Below are 16,313 nucleotides of genomic sequence, written 5' to 3'. Positions count from 1 at the left end.
CGGGGTCATGACCCCTGCACAGAGCGGCTGAGGGGGACACCATGGAGCTGGGAATCGGAATCGGCTGGCGGCCGGAGATCGCCGACGCGGTGGAGGCACTGCCAGGGATCGACTGGGTGGAGGCGGTCGCGGAGAACCTCTGCGCCGACCATCTGCCCGCCTCCCTGGTACGGCTGAGGGAGCGCGGCGTCACCGTGGTGCCGCACGGCGTCTCGCTCGGCCTCGGCGGGGCCGACCGCCCCGATCCCGGCCGGCTCTCCGGCCTGGCGGCCCGGGCCACGCTGCTGGGCACGCCCCTGGTGACCGAGCACATCGCGTTCGTCCGGGCGGGCGGCGCGCGCACCGGGTCACCGGTGCTGGAGGCCGGACACCTGCTGCCCGTGCCGCGTACGTGGGCGGCGCTGGACGTGCTGTGCGAGAACGTGCGCGTGGCGCAGGACTCGCTGCCGGTGCCGCTGGCGCTGGAGAACATCGCGGCGTTGATCTCCTGGCCGGACGAGGAGCTGACCGAGGGGCAGTTCCTCGCGGAGCTGGTCGACCGCACGGGGGTGCGGCTGCTGATCGACGTCGCCAATCTGCATACGAACCACGTCAACCGGGGCGAGGACCCGGCCACGGCCCTCGACGAACTGCCCGTGGAGGCCATCGCGTACGTCCACGTCGCGGGCGGCGTGGAGAAGGACGGCGTCTGGCACGACACACACGCCCACCCGGTCACCGCTCCGGTGCTCGACATCCTCGCCGAACTCCGCTCCCGCGTCGCCCCGCCCGGCGTCCTGCTGGAGCGCGACGACGACTTCCCGCCCGCCTCCGAGCTGGCGGGTGAACTGGACGCGATCCGCGCCACGCTCGACGCGGACCGGAGCGGCGTACGGCGGCCCGCCCCCCGTGCCCCGAGGGCCGAGCCCGCGGAGCGGGAGGCTGGGGAGCCGGAGGCGCGGCGTGACCGGGTGGCGGTCGCGCAGGCCTCGCTGCTCTCCGCCCTCGTCGCCGGCACCCCCGCCCCCGAAGGCTTCGACCACCGCCGGCTCGGCATCCAGAGCCGGGCCCTGGCCGCCAAGCGCGCCGACGTCGTCGCCAAGGTGGCCCCCGAACTCCCGGAGATCCTGGGCGACGGCTACCGGGACGCGTTCCTCGCGTACGCCAGAAGCCGTCCGATGTCCGCCGGATACCGGCGTGACGCCCTGGACTTCGCCGAGCAACTGCTCATCGCCGACCTCCCCGAGGGCGACGCGGCCCGCCGCCGGCTGACCCACTGGTGGCAGGACCGGGCGGCTCCCCGGCCTCCCCGCCGCACCGCCCGGCTGGCCCGTGCGGCCCGTTCCGTACTCGTAGGAAGGTGACGGGGATGACCCTCTTCGCCCTGGTCCTGACACTCGCCGTGGCGGTCTCCTCGATGCTGCTGAAGGCGGGGTCGGGCCGCGCCCGCCGCGGGGTCCACGGCGTGGTCCACGACCTTTCCGAGGTGGCGTTCCTGAACGGCGGGCCCGGCCGCGTGGTGGACACCGCGCTCGCCGCGATGCTGGAGGACGGCCGGCTGGTCCTCGGCGGGCCCGGGATCATCGGGGTCCAACGGCCGGTCGCCCACGACCCGGTGGAGCGGGCCGTGCTCCAGGAGCAGGCCGCGGCTCCGAGCGGTGCCCTGCACACGCTGCGGAACGCGGTGATGCGCCACCCTGCCGTGCAGGAGCTCGGTGACGGCCTGGCCGAGCGGGGCCTGCTCAACGTCCCCGGGGCGAACCGGAAGTGGCGCCGCTGGGGGCTGACGCAGGGGCTGGTCTGCCTAGCCGGCCTGCCCGTCTCCGTCGTCCTCACGATCGTCGAGTTCGACTCGGCCGACAGCCTCGGCCAGACGCCGGCTCCGTTCATCATCAAAGTGCTCCCGGCGCTGCTCGTCGGCGCCGTCATCGGGCTGGTCGTCGCGGGCAACGCCCGCGCCCGGATCACGAAGGCGGGCGGCAGGGCCGCGGTGGAGTTCTGTGCCGCCCACGCGTACGGGGCGGGCGCGGCCCACGTCGTGGCGACGGCCGGGCCGCGGGCGCTCACCGACCCGGTGCTGCGGGCGCACCTCATCACGGCGGCCCGGATGCGGCCCGCGGGAGCGCCCATGCCCTCGTTCTCGCCCTCGCACCACTCCTCGGACTCCTCGGGGATGCTGCTGGTGCCGACGGTGTGGTGCGCCGGGTCGAGCCCCGGCGACGGCGGCTGCGGCGGCTCTGCCGGAAGCAGCGGCGGGAGCAGCGGCGGCAGCGGGTGCGGCTCAGGGTCCGGGTCCAGTTGCAGTTCGGGATCGAGTTGCAGTTCCGGATCGGGGTCCAGCTGCAGTTCCGGTTCCAGTTGCAGCAGCAGCTCCGGTTCCAGTTGCAGCAGCAGCTCGGGTTCCAGTTGCGGCAGCAGTTCCTGACCGGCAGCCGTCCGCATCATGAAATCCCCTGGCGCTCCGGGCCGGTCTCGCATAGAAATCCGGCATGCTCTGGGTTCTGTTTTTGCTGGTCGCATGGGGTGCGGCGGCCGTCTCCTGTGTCCGGCTCTGCCTCGCGGCCGCCCGCCTGGCCCCGCCGCACGGCACGTCCCGAGACGCTCGGGAGGCCCGGATCGCGGCGGACGGGCCTGAACTCACGCTGTACGAGACCGCGTTCCTCGCCGGCGGCCCGCACCGGGTGGCCGATCTGGTGCTGGTCACCATGCATCTGCGCCGCCGGCTGCTGCTGGCGCACACCGGCTGGGCGACGGTGGTCGACCCGGACGGCCACGACGAGGTGGAGCGCACGGTGATCCGGGCCATCGGACCGCAGGGCCAGTCGCCCCTCCCACCGGTCCGCGCGGCGGCGGCCGCCGCCGATGCCGTACGCGCCCTCGCCGACCGGCTCGTCGCCGCGGGCCTGGCGCTCCCGGGCGGGACGGGGCGGGACATCGTGTCGGCGGTGCGGGCGGTACGCGGGGCGGCGTTGCTGGTGGCCGCGATGGGCGCCGCCGCGCTGCTCACACCCGGCAGGGGGCAGGGACCGGGCGGCTCGGGAGTGCCGGTACTCGTCTGGTTCGGGCTGCCGCTCGTACTGACTCTGGGGTGTCTGGCCATCGCCCGGATGGAAGTGCACCCGTACGGATCCTGGGCCTCCCCCGCCGGGCAGCGGCTCCTGGACGCGCGCACGGCGTCCTCGGACGGCCCGGAGGGCGATGTGCTGGTGGCGGTCGCCGTGCGGGGCGTGCGCGCGGTGGCCGACCCGGCGCTGCGGGCCGCGCTCGGCCGCGCCGCGCGGAACGCCCCGTAAATGACACCGGTGCGGCGCGCCGGAAGCGCGCCGCACCAGGAGCCGAACCCGGTGTCGCTGGAACGGCGGCCGGCACATGGTGCCGGTGATTCCACCGTCTGATCTTCCGGGTTGGGGTGATCGGAACCCGCTCGCTACGCGAGCCCGGCCACCAGGTCTGCGACCGACTTGCGCCGGCCGGTGTAGAAGGGGACCTCTTCGCGGACGTGCATCCGCGCCTCGGAAGCCCGCAGGTGACGCATGAGGTCGACGATGCGGTGCAGCTCGTCGGCCTCGAAGGCCAGCACCCACTCGTAGTCGCCGAGGGAGAAGGAGGCGACGGTGTTGGCGCGCACGTCGGGGAAACCGCGGGCCATCTTGCCGTGGTCGGCGAGCATGCGGCGACGGTCCTCGTCCGGCAGCAGGTACCAGTCGTAGGAGCGCACGAAGGGGTACACGCTGATGTAGTCGCGCGGCGTCTCGTCGGCGAGGAACGCCGGGACGTGCGACTTGTTGAACTCGGCGGGGCGGTGCAGCGCCATGTTCGACCAGACCGGGTCGAGGCTCTTGCCCAGCCGGGTACGCCGGAAGAGGTTGTACGCCTCCTGCAGCGCGTCCGAGGTCTCCGCGTGCCACCAGATCATGACGTCGGCGTCGGCGCGCAGGCCCGAGACGTCATAGGTGCCGCGCACGGTGATGTCCTTGGCCGCGAGCTGGTCGAACAGTTCCTGGACCTCACCGGAGTACGCCGCGCGGTCCGTGTCGGCGGGCAGCACGTCGCGAAGCTTGAAGACGGACCACAGTGTGTAGCGGACGACGTCGTTGAGGTCCTTCGCCTTCTTGCCGGCGTTGGAGGCCTTGCTTGATGTCACAGTCTCAGGAGCACTCATACGGCTATTGTCCCGCCTCGCTCCGTGTGCCCTGAACCAGGGTCCCAGTGGCGATGCTCTCTCCCGCGTCCGCGCGGCCCTCGCCCGACACGTCCCGGACGATCTCGTCCGCGGCGCGCTGGGCGCTCGCGATACAGGCGGGGATGCCAACCCCGTCGTAGACCGCGCCGCACACGCGCAGCGCGGGCAGTTTGGCGACCTCGTCGCGGATCCGGGCGACGCGGCCGAGATGGCCCACGGGGTACTGGGGCAGTCCGCCGATCCACCGGGTGACCTCGGTGGCGACGGGCTTCGCGGCCAGTCCGGTGGCCGCGGCGAGGTCGCTCAGGGACACGTCGACGAGTTCGCCGTCCTCGCGGTGCAGATGGTCCTCCTCGCCGTAGCGGCCGACCGAGGTCCGCAGGACGAACAGGTCCGGTGCCGCGTCGGAGACCCACTGCCACTTGTGGGTCGAGAAGGTGGCGGCCTTGATGGTGTGACCGTCGACCGGGGGCACCAGGAAGCCGGAGCGGCCGTCGAAGGCCGTGGAGCCCGTCACGTCGGAGCGCCGGAACGCCATGGTGACCAGGGCCATCGACGCGTACTCGACGCCCGCGAGCTCCGCGGAGGCGGCCGGGGACTCGGCGGCCAGCAGGGTGGAGGCGGACCAGGCGGGGGCGGCGAGGACGATGCCGTCGGCGGCGATCACCCGGGTATCGGTGCGGACGTCCCAGCCGTCGGCGCTACGGGTCAGGCCCAGCACCGGGGTCTCGGTGAGGATCTCGCCGCCTCCTGCGCGTACGGCGTCGGCCACGGCGCCGGGCAGCGTGCCGAGGCCCCCGTCGATCCCCTGGAAGACCGGCCCGGTCTGCTGCCGGGCGGCGGCCTGCTCCTGGATCCGGGTGACCCCGTCGAGCAGGGAGCCCGCCTGCCGGGCGACCTCGAAGAGCTGCGGTACGGCGGCGCGCATCGAGATCCGGTAGGCGTCGCCCGCGTACACCCCGCCCAGGAGCGGCTCGACCAGCCGGTCGACGACCTCGCGGCCGAGCCGGTCGGCCACGTACGCGCCGACGGCCACGTCGTCGCCGACGGCGGTCGGGGTGAGATCACGTTCCTGGGCGATGCGGGCGAGGCCCTCGGGCGAGAGCACCTCACCGAGGACCGACGGGTCGCCGGGGACGCCCATCACATGGCCCTTGGGCATGGGGCGCAGCGCGTCGCGCGTCCACAGCGCGGCGGCGGCGGTGGCGGGCGGCTGGAGCCGGCCGCCGAGGCCGACGGCACGGGCCAGCCCGACCGCTTCCGGCCGGCGGGCGAGCATCGACTCGGCGCCGAGGTCGACCTGCACGCCCGCGACCTCACCGGTCATGAGCTTGCCGCCGAGCCGGTCGGTAGCCTCCAGGAGGGTGACCCTCAGACCGGTGCCGAGGAGCCGGTGTGCGGCCGCGAGTCCGGCGATGCCGCCGCCGATGACGACGACGTGGCCGGGGGCCCTGTCCGCGCGGTGTGTTGAACGCTGCATGCCCCCACTCTCTCAAATCACTTCCGAGTCCTGAACGTGACCGCTTCGAAATCGGCATTCCGCAACCCGGACCGCCATCGCGTACGTCGAACCGGAGCCATCAATCACCCGTCCTGGGGGGACAGTTATGCAGACAGCACCCATCACCCGTACCGGCAGACGCTCGGACCGACGTACCCGCACCGCGCTCGCGGCCGGGCTGCTCACCGCCGTCCTCGCGCTGAGCGGCTGCGGCGCCGGCAGCGACGACTCCGGCTCGGCCTCCGATCAGCACGCCCTTTCCGCCGAGGGACAGAACAAGGCGGCCACGGGCGCCGGAGAGGCAGCCGCGGACGCCAAGGAGGGGGCGGCGGGGTCGGGTACGCCCAAGAAGCCGGACGCGGCGACCGCCACGCACGTCATCCGTACCGCGGCCCTGTCCGTGGAGGTGAAGAGCGCGTCCAGGGCGGCGGCAGCCGCCCGTACCGTCGCGCAGAACGCGGGCGGACTGGTCGCCAACGAGTCGACCGAGCAGGTGGACGACACGCACGACTCCTCGCATCTCGTGCTGCGGGTGCCGCAGGGCGAGTACGACAGTGTGCTGCGGGAGCTCTCGGGCGCGGGGAAGCTGCTGTCCCGCACGTCTACCGCCAAGGACGTCACCGATCAGGTCGTCGACGTGGAGAGCCGGATCGCCACCCAGCGCTCGAGTGTCGCGCGGGTGCGCAAGCTGATGGACCGGGCCGACAGGCTCGCCGATGTCGTATCGCTGGAGGGCGAACTGAGCAGCCGCCAGGCCGCGTTGGAGTCCCTGCTGGCTCAGCAGGCCTCCCTCGAGGACCGTACGTCGCTGGCCACGATCACACTCGATCTGACGGAGCCGGAGGCGGCTCCCGAGAAGGACGAGGATCCGGGGTTCCTGGACGCGCTGAGCGGCGGCTGGCACGCCTTCCTGACGATGCTGCGGTGGCTCGCCATGGCCGTGGGCGCCACGGCGCCGTTCCTGGCCGCAGCTGCCGTCCTGCTGGTCCTGTGGCGGGTCCTGCGCCGCCGGGGCGGGAAGGGGGCGGGGCAGCCGCCGGCCGCCGAGTAGGAGGGACCGGGGGCGCCGCGGCGCCCCCGGGTTCCCGGCGCCGTAGCGTGGGCCCCTCGGACTGTGCGTCGAAGGGACCTGGCATGGCGGCGGAACGACTGGTGGTCATCGGCGGTGACGCGGCGGGCATGTCCGCCGCGTCCCAGGCACGCCGGCTCAAGGGCCCGGACGAGCTGAGCATCACCGCGTTCGAGCGGGGCCACTTCACCTCGTACTCGGCCTGCGGCATCCCGTACTGGGTCGGCGGTGACGTCGAGCAGCGGGACGACCTGATTGCGCGCACCCCCGAGGAGCACCGGGCCCGCGCCATCGACCTGCGGATGCGCACCGAGGTGACGGAGATCGATGTCGCGGGGCAGCGGGTGCGCGCGCTGGACCGGGACTCGGGCGAGACCTCCTGGACCGGCTTCGACAAACTGGTGATCGCGACGGGAGCGCGTCCGGTGCGGCCCGCGCTGCCCGGCATGGACGCGGCCGGGGTGCACGGCGTGCAGACCCTGGACGACGGACAGGCACTGCTCGACACCCTGGACCGGGCGAGGGGGCGGCACGCGGTCGTCGTCGGCGCGGGCTACATCGGGGTCGAGATGGCCGAGGCGATGCTCAAGCGCGGCTTCGAGGTGACCGTACTCAACCGCGGTGAGCAGCCGATGGCGACGCTCGACGCGGACATGGGGCGCCTGGTCCACGACGCGATGGACGGGTTGGGGATCACGACGGTGAACGGGGCCGGGGTCACCGCGATCCGTACCGGTGCGGACGGCCGGGTGAGCGCCGTGGAGACGGCCGGCGCGACCTACCCGGCGGACGTGGTGGTGCTGGGCATCGGCGTCGAGCCGGAGACGACGCTGGCCCGCGCCGTCGGGCTGCCGGTCGGCCCGCACGGCGGGCTGCTCACCGATCTGTCGATGCGGGTCGTGGGCCACGACAACATCTGGGCGGGCGGCGACTGCGTCGAGGTCCTCGACCTGGTGGCGGGCCGCACCCGCCACATCGCACTGGGCACGCACGCCAACAAGCACGGCCAGATCATCGGGGCCAACGTCGGCGGCGGCTACGGGACGTTCCCGGGCGTGGTGGGTACGGCGGTGAGCAAGGTCTGCGACCTGGAGATCGCCCGTACCGGTCTGCGCGAGAAGGACGCCCGCGCGGTGGGGCTGCGCTTCGTCACGGCGACGATCGAGTCGACGGGCCGGGCGGGCTACTACCCGGGGGCGCGGCCCATGACGGTGAAGATGCTCGCGGAGTACCGCACGGGGCGGCTGCTGGGCGTGCAGATCGTGGGCCGCGAGGGGGCGGCGAAGCGGGTGGACGTGGCGGCGGTGGCGCTCACCGCCGGGATGACGGTGGAGCAGATGACGTCCCTGGACCTCGGCTACGCGCCGCCGTTCTCACCGGTGTGGGACCCGGTCCTGGTGGCGGCCCGCAAGACCGTCACGGCACTGCGGAAGGCGGGCACCGCCTGAGAGGCTGTGCCCGCCCCCGCGGGCTCAGCGTGCGGTGCTGGTGTGGACGTACTCGACGAGCCGCGACAGCGCGTCCGGGTCCATGTTCGGCATCACGCCGTGGCCCAGGTTGAAGATGTGACCCTCCAGGCCCGCGGCGGCGTCCAGCACCTCCTGGGTCTTGGCCTCCACCGCGGCGGTCGGGGCGAACAGCACGGCGGGGTCGAGGTTGCCCTGGAGCGCCTTGCCGGGGCCGACGCGGCGCGCGGCCTCGTCCAGCGGGACCCGCCAGTCGACACCGACGACGTCCGCGCCGGCCTCGCCCATGAGGCCGAGCAGCTCACCGGTGCCGACGCCGAAGTGGATGCGCGGGACGTCGTACGACGCGACGGCGTCGAGGACCTTCGCGGAGGCGGGCAGCACCGAGCGGCGGTAGTCGGCGGGGGCCAGCGCGCCCACCCAGGAGTCGAAGAGCTGCACGGCGGAGGCACCGGCCTCGATCTGGACCTTGAGGAACGCGCCGGTGATCTCGGCGAGGCGGTCGAGCAGATCAGCCCAGAGCTCCGGGTCGCCGTACATCAGCGCCTTGGTGTGCTCGTGGTTGCGGGACGGGCCGCCCTCCACGAGGTAGCTCGCGAGGGTGAACGGTGCGCCCGCGAAACCGATCAGCGGGGTGGACCCCAGCTCGGCGGTCAGCAGGCCGATGGCCTCCGTGACGTACCAGACGTCCTCGGGGGTGAGATCGCGCAGCCGGGCCAGGTCGGCGCGGGTGCGGATCGGCTCCGCGATCACCGGCCCGACGCCGGGCTTGATGTCGAGGTCGATGCCGATCGCCTTGAGGGGGACGACGATGTCGCTGAAGTAGACCGCGGCGTCGACCTTGTGGCGGCGGACGGGCTGCATCGTGATCTCGGCGACGAGCTCCGGCATCGTGCAGGAGTCGAGCATCGGGATGCCCTCGCGCACCTTCAGGTACTCGGGCAGCGAGCGCCCCGCCTGGCGCATGAACCAGACCGGCGTGTGCGGCACGGGCTCACGCCGGCACGCCTTCAGGAACGCCGAGTCGTGGGTGGCGGAGGTCTTCGTCTGGTGGCCCGAGGGGCGGTCAATGGCGCTCACGCACAGAATCTTCGCATGCGCGCGGAATGAGCCCTGCCCCGCACGGGTGTCCTTCCGCGCGCGAGGCTCCGGTTCCGCCTACTCTTCCCCGCATGGCTCCGGCGCAGGGACACTTCTCCGATCAATCCAATGGTGCTGACGGCACGGACAGCGCGGAGGGTGATGCCGTCCCTCCCGCGTTCCGTTCGGCGGTGGACGCGCTGCGTTCGGCGCGCCTGCGGCCCGAGCTGGAGGTGGAGCCGACGAGGCCACCGAAGCGCCTGGCTCCTTACGCGCACGCGCTGGAGGCGGCGGTCGTCGACGGCGAGGACGATCTTGCCGACGGGCGGCTCGTCCTGCTCCACGACCCGGCCGGGCACGAGGCCTGGCAGGGAAATTTCCGGCTGGTGACGCTGGTGCGCGCCGAGCTGGAACCTGAAATGGCCTCCGATCCGCTGCTGCCGGAGGTGTGCTGGTCCTGGCTGACCGGTGCGCTGGAGGCGCGCGGTCTGTCGTACGGGGAAGCGGGCGGCACGGTCACCCGGGCCGGTTCGCACTACTTCGGCGCGCTGGCGACACGGCGTCCGGCGACCCAGATCGAGATCCGGGCGTCGTGGACGCCGCGCGAGGGCCGCGGTGGCGTGCCGGACACGGCGGCGCATCTGATGGCGTGGGGCGACCTGCTGTGCCAGATCGCCGGCCTGCCGCCCTCGGAGCCGGTGGACGCGGCGGTGGTGACGCTGCCGCAGCGGCGCGGGCCGCAGGTTTCGTAGGGCGCTGCTCGCCGCGTTTCCCGCAGCGTTCCGCCGTATTCACGTTTCGTGACGCTGTGTCACGAAACGTCGCACAGTCACCGGCTCTCTTTTCGTACAATCGATCGCGCGTCCTATTTGCCCGAATTGTTACTCACCAAATAGTGATCTTCCTCTAAAGGAGCAGGGGTCTGCTGCCGAAGGAGTCAATGACCCTTCAAGCACGGTTCGCCCCGGCTTCATCCCCGAGCCGGCCCGTCCCGCCACTCCCCAGGAGGCCTGGTGTCCGTTCTCCTCGAGCAGCCCGCAAGCCTGGTCGCCTACCGCCCGAACAAGCCGACGGCCATGGTCGTCGTGGCCGACCCGCGCGTCCGTTCCACCGTCACCCGCCACCTGTGGGCACTCGGAGTACGTGACGTCATCGAGGCGTCGTCCATCGCGGAGGCCCGCCCCCGCGTCGGCAACCCGCGCGACATCTGCGTAGCCGACGTCCACCTGCCCGACGGTTCCGGGCTGACCCTGCTGTCCGAAACCCGAGCCGCCGGCTGGCCCAACGGCCTAGCCCTCTCGGCCGCCGATGACATCGGCGCCGTGCGCAACGCCCTCGCGGGCGGCGTCAAGGGCTACGTCGTCACCGGCACCCGTACCAACATCGGCCACCCCACCCGTCCCGGCGTCGCCCCCATCGGCGCCAACGCCGCCCGTATGCACCGCCGGCCCCCCGGCACCCCGAGCCACCCGGGCGGCTACCGCGAACTGTCCGGCCGCGAGGTGGAGGTCCTGCGGCTCGTCGCCGAAGGGCAGTCCAACAAGGCCATCGGCGTCTCCATGGGACTGTCCGCCCTCACCGTCAAAAGCCACCTCGCCCGAATCGCCCGCAAGCTCGGCACCGGAGACCGTGCAGGCATGGTCGCCGTCGCCCTGCGGACGGGCATCATCCACTGAATCCCTCCGAATCCGCACCCCCGCCGGTGTGCAGAAATGCGGAACCGGCTGGATTACATGCATCGGCGCCCGTCAACGGATCATCCGTCGACGGGCGCCGCGCATACACAGATACCCTTGATACGTGACCGACGCCCAAGAGACCGCAGCAGACACCTCACTGCGAACCACCGGGGGCGCCCCCCCGGACGACGTCGCCCCGGCGCCGATCCCCTTGCTCGAACCTCGCGAGGGCATTCCGCCGGTGGTGGCCTCCGACGATGCCCTGGCCGGGGTGATCGCGGCCTTCGCCGCGGGCTCCGGCCCGGTGGCCGTGGACGCCGAGCGCGCCTCCGGCTACCGGTACGGGCAGCGCGCCTACCTCGTACAGCTCCGCCGTGAGGGCGCGGGCAGCGCGCTCGTCGACCCGGTGGGCTGCCCCGACCTGTCCGGGCTCGGCGAGGCGCTGCGCGGCACCGAGTGGATCCTGCACGCGGCGACCCAGGACCTGCCCTGCCTGCGCGAAATAGGGATGACGCCGACCGGGCTCTTCGACACCGAGCTGGCCGGGCGGCTGGCCGGGTTCCCGCGGGTCGGCCTCGGCGCGATGGTCGAGAGCGTGCTCGGCTACTCGCTGGAGAAGGGGCACTCGGCCGTCGACTGGTCGACCCGCCCCCTGCCCGACCCCTGGCTGCGCTACGCGGCGCTCGACGTCGAGCTGCTGATCGACCTGCGCAACGCCCTGGAGGAGGAGCTCGACCGGCAGGGCAAGCTGGAGTGGGCGCAGGAGGAGTTCTCGGCCATCGCCTCGGCGCCGCCCGCTCCCCCGCGCCAGGACCCGTGGCGTCGCACGTCCGGCATGCACAAGGTCCGCCGCCGCCGGCAGATGGCCGTGGTCCGCGAGCTGTGGACCATGCGCGACGAGGTCGCCCAGCGCCGCGACATCTCCCCCGGCAAGGTGCTCGGCGACGCGGCGATCGTGGAGGCCGCCCTCGCCCTCCCGCCCAACACCCACGCCCTGACCGCCCTGCCCGGCTTCGGCCACCGCATGGGCCGGCGCCAGCTGGAACAGTGGCAGGCAGCGGTGGACCGGGCGAAGGAGCTGCCCGACTCGGAGCTCCCGCAGCCCGGCCAGCCCCTGACCGGTCCGCCGCCGCCACGCGCCTGGGCAGACAAGGACCCGGCCGCCGCGGCCCGGCTGTCGGCCGCCCGTACGGCCGTGTCCGAGCTCGCGGAGCGGCTGAACATGCCGCAGGAGAACCTCATCACCCCCGACACCGTGCGCCGGGTCTGCTGGGAACCGCCGAAGAAGCTCACCCCGGAAGCGGTCGAGAGCGCGCTCTCCGGATACGGGGCGCGACACTGGCAGATCGAACAGGTGTCCCCGATCCTGCTGCGCGCACTCGCTTCGGAGGCCTGAGAAGGCTTCGGACGGCATTCGGACGGCTTCGGACCGCTTCGGACGGCATCGGACAGGGGCGTATTCACGCCAGGTTGGCGCGGCCCGCGGCCACTCGCCTCGTTCTCTTCATGGCCCGGACGGCCCCCTTTCGGGGCCGTCCGGGCCATTTCGCGCATGTGACCTTCGCCGCTCCCGCCGCAAGGACTGGGCAGTCTGGTTACCCGCAAGTAGCATGAGGGTGGCGGCACGCTCCCGGGCGTGCCCCGCAGCAGTGCCATCCCGCACCCTGGAGGAGAGCCACCGTGCCTCGTACCATCCGGGACGTCGTCTTCGTCGACGGCGTCCGCACCCCGTTCGGCAAAGCGGGCCCGAAGGGCATCTACCACGAGACCCGCGCCGACGATCTCGTCGTGAAGGCCATCCGGGAGCTGCTGCGCCGCAACCCGGACCTGGACCCCGCCAAGATCGACGAGGTCGCCATCGCCGCGACCACGCAGATCGGCGACCAGGGCCTCACGCTCGGCCGCACCGCCGGAATCCTGGCCGGACTGCCGCAGTCGGTTCCCGGTTACTCCATCGACCGCATGTGTGCGGGCGCCCTGACCGCCGTCACCTCGACGGCCGGCTCCATCGCCTTCGGCGCGTACGACGTCGTCGTCGCCGGTGGCGTCGAGCACATGGGCCGCCACCCGATGGGCGAGGGAGTGGACCCGAACCCGCGCTTCGTGTCGGAGAAGCTGGTCGACGAGTCCGCCCTGTTCATGGGCATGACCGCGGAGAACCTGCACGACCGGTACCCCACGATCACCAAGCAGCGCGCCGACGAGTACGCGGTGCGTTCGCAGGAGAAGGCCGCCAAGGCGTACGCCAACGGCAAGATCCAGCAGGACCTGGTGCCGGTCTCCGTGCGCCGCACCAACCCGGACGTCGGCGAGACGGGCTGGGGCCTGGTCACCGCCGACGAGCCGATGCGCCCGGGCACCACGATGGAGTCCCTCGCCGGTCTGAAGACCCCGTTCCGCGCCCACGGCCGCGTGACGGCCGGTAACGCCGCCGGGCTCAACGACGGCGCCACCGCCTCGCTGCTCGCCGCCGAGGACGTCGCCCGCGAGCTGGGCCTCCCGGTCAGGATGCGCCTCGTCTCCTACGCCTTCGCGGGCGTCGAGCCGGAGGTCATGGGCTACGGCCCGATCCCGGCCACGGAGAAGGCCCTGTCGAAGGCCGGCCTGTCCATCTCGGACATCGGTCTCTTCGAGATCAACGAGGCGTTCGCCGTGCAGGTGCTCGCCTTCCTGGAGCACTACGGCATCGCCGACGACGACGCCCGCGTCAACCAGTACGGCGGCGCGATCGCGTACGGCCACCCGCTGGCCTCCTCCGGTGTCCGGCTGATGACTCAGCTGGCCCGCCAGTTCGAGGAGCAGCCCGAGGTCCGCTACGGCCTGACGACCATGTGCGTCGGCTTCGGCATGGGCGCGACGGTCGTCTGGGAGAACCCGCACTTCGACGGAGGCAACAAGTGAGCACGACCACCACTGAGCTTCTGAAGGGTGCGGCCGAGCTGTTCCCCGGCGAGGTCGTCACCCAGGCGCACGTACGCCACCTGGACCTTCCGGCCGGTGCGGGCAACTTCGCCCTCATCACGCTGGACAACGGCCTGGACCACACCAAGCCGACCACCTTCGGACCGCAGTCGCTGGCGAACCTGAACGCCGCGATCGACCAGGTCGAGAAGGAGGCCGCCGAGGGTGCGATCACCGGTATCGGGATCACCGGCAAGCCGTTCATCTTCGCGGTCGGCGCCGACCTCAAGGGCGTCGAACTGCTGAAGGAGCACAAGGACGCGCTCGCCATCGGCAAGGGCGGCCACGACGTCTTCCGCCGGCTGTCCGGCCTCGCCGTGCCGACGTTCGCGTACTACAACGGCGCGGCGATGGGCGGCGGTGTCGAGGTCGGTCTGCACTGCTCGTACCGCACCGTCTCCAAGGCGCTGCCCGCGTTCTCGCTGCCCGAGGTCTTCCTCGGTCTGGTCCCCGGCTGGGGCGGCTGCGCGCTGCTTCCCAACCTGATCGGCGCCGACCGCGCCGTCTCGGTGATCATCGAGAACTCGCTGAACCAGAACCGTCAGCTCAAGGGCAAGCAGGTCTTCGAGCTCGGGATCGCCGACGCCCTCTTCGAGGGTGCGGACTTCCTGGAGCAGTCGCTGATCTGGACCGCGAACGTGCTGAACGGCACGGTCACGGTGGAGCGCCCCGAGGTCGACCGCGGTGACGCCTGGGACCAGGCCGTCGCCCGCGGCAAGGCCATCGCCGACTCCAAGGTGCACGGCGCCGCCCCGGCCGCGTACCGCGCGCTGGACATCATCGCCGCGGCCAAGGACGGCGACCTGGGCGCCGGCTTCGACCGCGAGGACCAGGCCCTGGCGGACCTGATCATGGGCGGCGAGCTGCGCTCCGGGATCTACTCGTTCAACCTCGTCCAGAAGCGCGCCAAGCGCCCGGCCGGTGCCCCGGACAAGGCCCTGGCCCGTCCGGTCACCAAGGTCGGCGTGGTGGGCGCGGGCCTGATGGCCAGCCAGCTCGCCCTGCTCTTCCTCCGCCGCCTCGAGGTGCCGGTCGTGCTGACCGACATCGACCAGGCACGCGTCGACAAGGGTGTGGGCTACGTCCACGCCGAGATCGAGAAGCTGCTCGGCAAGGGCCGCATCAACCAGGACAAGGCCAACCGCCTGAAGGCCCTGGTCTCCGGAGTGCTGGACAAGGCGGAGGGCTTCTCCGACGCCGACTTCATCATCGAGGCCGTCTTCGAGGAGATCGGCGTCAAGCAGCAGGTGTTCGCGGAGGTCGAGGCGGTCGCCCCGGCGCACGCGATCCTCGCCACGAACACCTCGTCCCTCTCGGTCACCGAGATGGCGTCGAAGCTGAAGAACCCCGAGCGGGTCGTCGGCTTCCACTTCTTCAACCCGGTCGCGATCCTCCCGCTCCTGGAGATCGTCCGCGGCGAGCAGACCGACGAGGCCTCGCTGGCCACGGCCTTCGGCGTCGCCCGCAAGCTGAAGAAGACCGCGGTGCTGGTGAAGGACGCCCCGGCGTTCGTCGTCAACCGCATCCTCACCCGCTTCATGGGCGAGATCCAGAACGTCATCGACGAGGGCACCCCGGTCGAGGTCGCGGAGAAGGCCATCGAGCCCCTCGGCCTGCCGATGTCCCCGCTGGTGCTCCTGGAGCTGGTCGGCCCGGCCATCGGCCTGCACGTCTCCGAGACCCTGAACCGCGCCTTCCCGGAGCGCTTCACCGTCTCCGAGAACCTGGCCGCGGTCGTCAAGGCCGGCAAGCGCGGCTTCTACGTCTACTCCGCCGAGAATCCTGCCAAGCCGGAGCTGGACCCGGAGGTCGCCGCACTCCTGAAGCAGGGCGACACCGTCCTGTCCGAGGAGCAGGTCCGCGACCGCGTCCTGGACGCGGTGGCGCAGGAGATCGGCCTGATGCTGGACGAGGGCGTCGTCGCCGAGGCCCAGGACATCGACCTCTGCCTGATCACGGGCGCGGGCTGGCCCTTCCACCTGGGCGGCATCACGCCGTACCTGGACCGCGAGGGCGTGTCCGAGCGGGTGAACGGGAAGAAGTTCCTCGAGCGGGGCGTGGCGAGCGTTCCGGCGTAACGTCCTTCACCGAGGGGCAGGAGGGTGCGGTTCGGATTCCGAACCGCACCCTCCTGCGTTCGGTCCCGTCCGTCTCCCGCGCGGGCAGTGACAGAATGTCGATCTTGCACCACGGGTGGACGGCACCCGCCCACGAGCGGAGACGGTGAGTACGCACAGGCATGACAGACACTGGACGGCACATCACACGCAGAGGACTTCTCCTCGCCGGCAGCAGTGCCGCCGTCGCGCTCAGCGGGGGTGTCCTGCTGAGTACGCGGCCCGACCCCGTTGCGCAGGGTGACAGCGAATCCGCTGGGCCTGCCGGGGAGTTCGAC

The 16,313-nt window shown here is 72.2% G+C and carries 13 protein-coding genes; 10 read left to right on the top strand and 3 right to left on the bottom strand.

Annotation, left to right across the window (positions count from 1 at the left end):
* Positions 1-41: 41 nt before the first annotated feature.
* The 3 genes from ACIBJG_RS01675 (at position 42) to ACIBJG_RS01665 (ending at position 3,272) form a co-directional block, all read left to right on the top strand.
* The gene (locus ACIBJG_RS01675; RefSeq protein WP_399302808.1) at positions 42-1,343 is read left to right on the top strand and encodes a DUF692 domain-containing protein; all 1,302 of its coding nucleotides are present in this window, start codon (positions 42-44) and stop codon (positions 1,341-1,343) included.
* Between the two features lie 5 nt (positions 1,344-1,348).
* Positions 1,349-2,404 carry a TIGR04222 domain-containing membrane protein gene (locus ACIBJG_RS01670; protein WP_399302806.1) on the top strand — a complete coding sequence of 352 codons (1,056 nt, stop codon included), beginning with the start codon at positions 1,349-1,351 and terminating at the stop codon, positions 2,402-2,404.
* Positions 2,405-2,468: 64 nt separating this feature from the next.
* Entirely contained in the window at positions 2,469-3,272 is an 804-nt protein-coding gene (locus ACIBJG_RS01665; RefSeq protein WP_399302804.1) for a TIGR04222 domain-containing membrane protein, read from the top strand.
* Positions 3,273-3,406: 134 nt separating this feature from the next.
* Here ACIBJG_RS01665 and hemQ read toward each other — a convergent pair whose 3' ends face one another.
* Positions 3,407-4,141 carry a hydrogen peroxide-dependent heme synthase gene (gene hemQ / locus ACIBJG_RS01660; protein ID WP_399302802.1) on the bottom strand — a complete coding sequence of 245 codons (735 nt, stop codon included), beginning with the start codon at positions 4,139-4,141 and terminating at the stop codon, positions 3,407-3,409.
* A gap of 4 nt (positions 4,142-4,145) precedes the next feature.
* Positions 4,146-5,642 (bottom strand): protoporphyrinogen oxidase, encoded by a 1,497-nt coding sequence (hemG, locus tag ACIBJG_RS01655; RefSeq protein ID WP_399302800.1) that lies wholly within the window; start codon positions 5,640-5,642, stop codon positions 4,146-4,148.
* A gap of 127 nt (positions 5,643-5,769) precedes the next feature.
* On the opposite strand from hemG, the gene ACIBJG_RS01650 reads away from it, so the two are divergent.
* Positions 5,770-6,714: a DUF4349 domain-containing protein gene (locus tag ACIBJG_RS01650; RefSeq protein WP_399302798.1), complete on the top strand. Its 945-nt coding sequence runs from the start codon at positions 5,770-5,772 to the stop codon at positions 6,712-6,714.
* An 83-nt stretch (positions 6,715-6,797) separates the two neighbouring features.
* Entirely contained in the window at positions 6,798-8,180 is a 1,383-nt protein-coding gene (locus ACIBJG_RS01645) for an FAD-dependent oxidoreductase (protein WP_399302796.1), read from the top strand.
* A gap of 24 nt (positions 8,181-8,204) precedes the next feature.
* On the opposite strand, the gene hemE is transcribed toward ACIBJG_RS01645, so the two are convergent.
* Positions 8,205-9,278, bottom strand: a complete 1,074-nt coding sequence (hemE, locus tag ACIBJG_RS01640; protein ID WP_399302794.1) for a uroporphyrinogen decarboxylase — start codon at positions 9,276-9,278, stop codon at positions 8,205-8,207.
* Between the two features lie 92 nt (positions 9,279-9,370).
* Between hemE and ACIBJG_RS01635 the strand changes: the two genes are divergently transcribed.
* The 5 genes from ACIBJG_RS01635 to ACIBJG_RS01615 all read left to right on the top strand — a co-directional run bounded on the left by ACIBJG_RS01635 (position 9,371) and on the right by ACIBJG_RS01615 (position 15,996).
* Positions 9,371-10,030, top strand: a complete 660-nt coding sequence (locus tag ACIBJG_RS01635; protein WP_399302792.1) for a DUF3000 domain-containing protein — start codon at positions 9,371-9,373, stop codon at positions 10,028-10,030.
* A gap of 261 nt (positions 10,031-10,291) precedes the next feature.
* A complete protein-coding gene (locus ACIBJG_RS01630; RefSeq protein ID WP_024488613.1) occupies positions 10,292-10,954 on the top strand; it encodes a response regulator transcription factor in 663 nt (220 codons plus the stop codon).
* Between the two features lie 124 nt (positions 10,955-11,078).
* Positions 11,079-12,353, top strand: a complete 1,275-nt coding sequence (locus ACIBJG_RS01625; RefSeq protein WP_399302790.1) for an HRDC domain-containing protein — start codon at positions 11,079-11,081, stop codon at positions 12,351-12,353.
* A 284-nt stretch (positions 12,354-12,637) separates the two neighbouring features.
* Positions 12,638-13,858 carry a thiolase family protein gene (locus ACIBJG_RS01620; protein WP_399302788.1) on the top strand — a complete coding sequence of 407 codons (1,221 nt, stop codon included), beginning with the start codon at positions 12,638-12,640 and terminating at the stop codon, positions 13,856-13,858.
* A complete protein-coding gene (locus ACIBJG_RS01615) occupies positions 13,855-15,996 on the top strand; it encodes a 3-hydroxyacyl-CoA dehydrogenase NAD-binding domain-containing protein (protein ID WP_399302786.1) in 2,142 nt (713 codons plus the stop codon). The genes ACIBJG_RS01620 and ACIBJG_RS01615 overlap by 4 nt, the downstream gene beginning before the upstream one ends.
* The last annotated feature ends 317 nt before the right edge of the window (positions 15,997-16,313 follow it).

Source organism: Streptomyces sp. NPDC050422, from assembly GCF_044458665.1.
Classification (GTDB): Bacteria; Actinomycetota; Actinomycetes; order Streptomycetales; family Streptomycetaceae; genus Streptomyces.
This window is presented reverse-complemented; position numbering and strand designations above follow the sequence as displayed.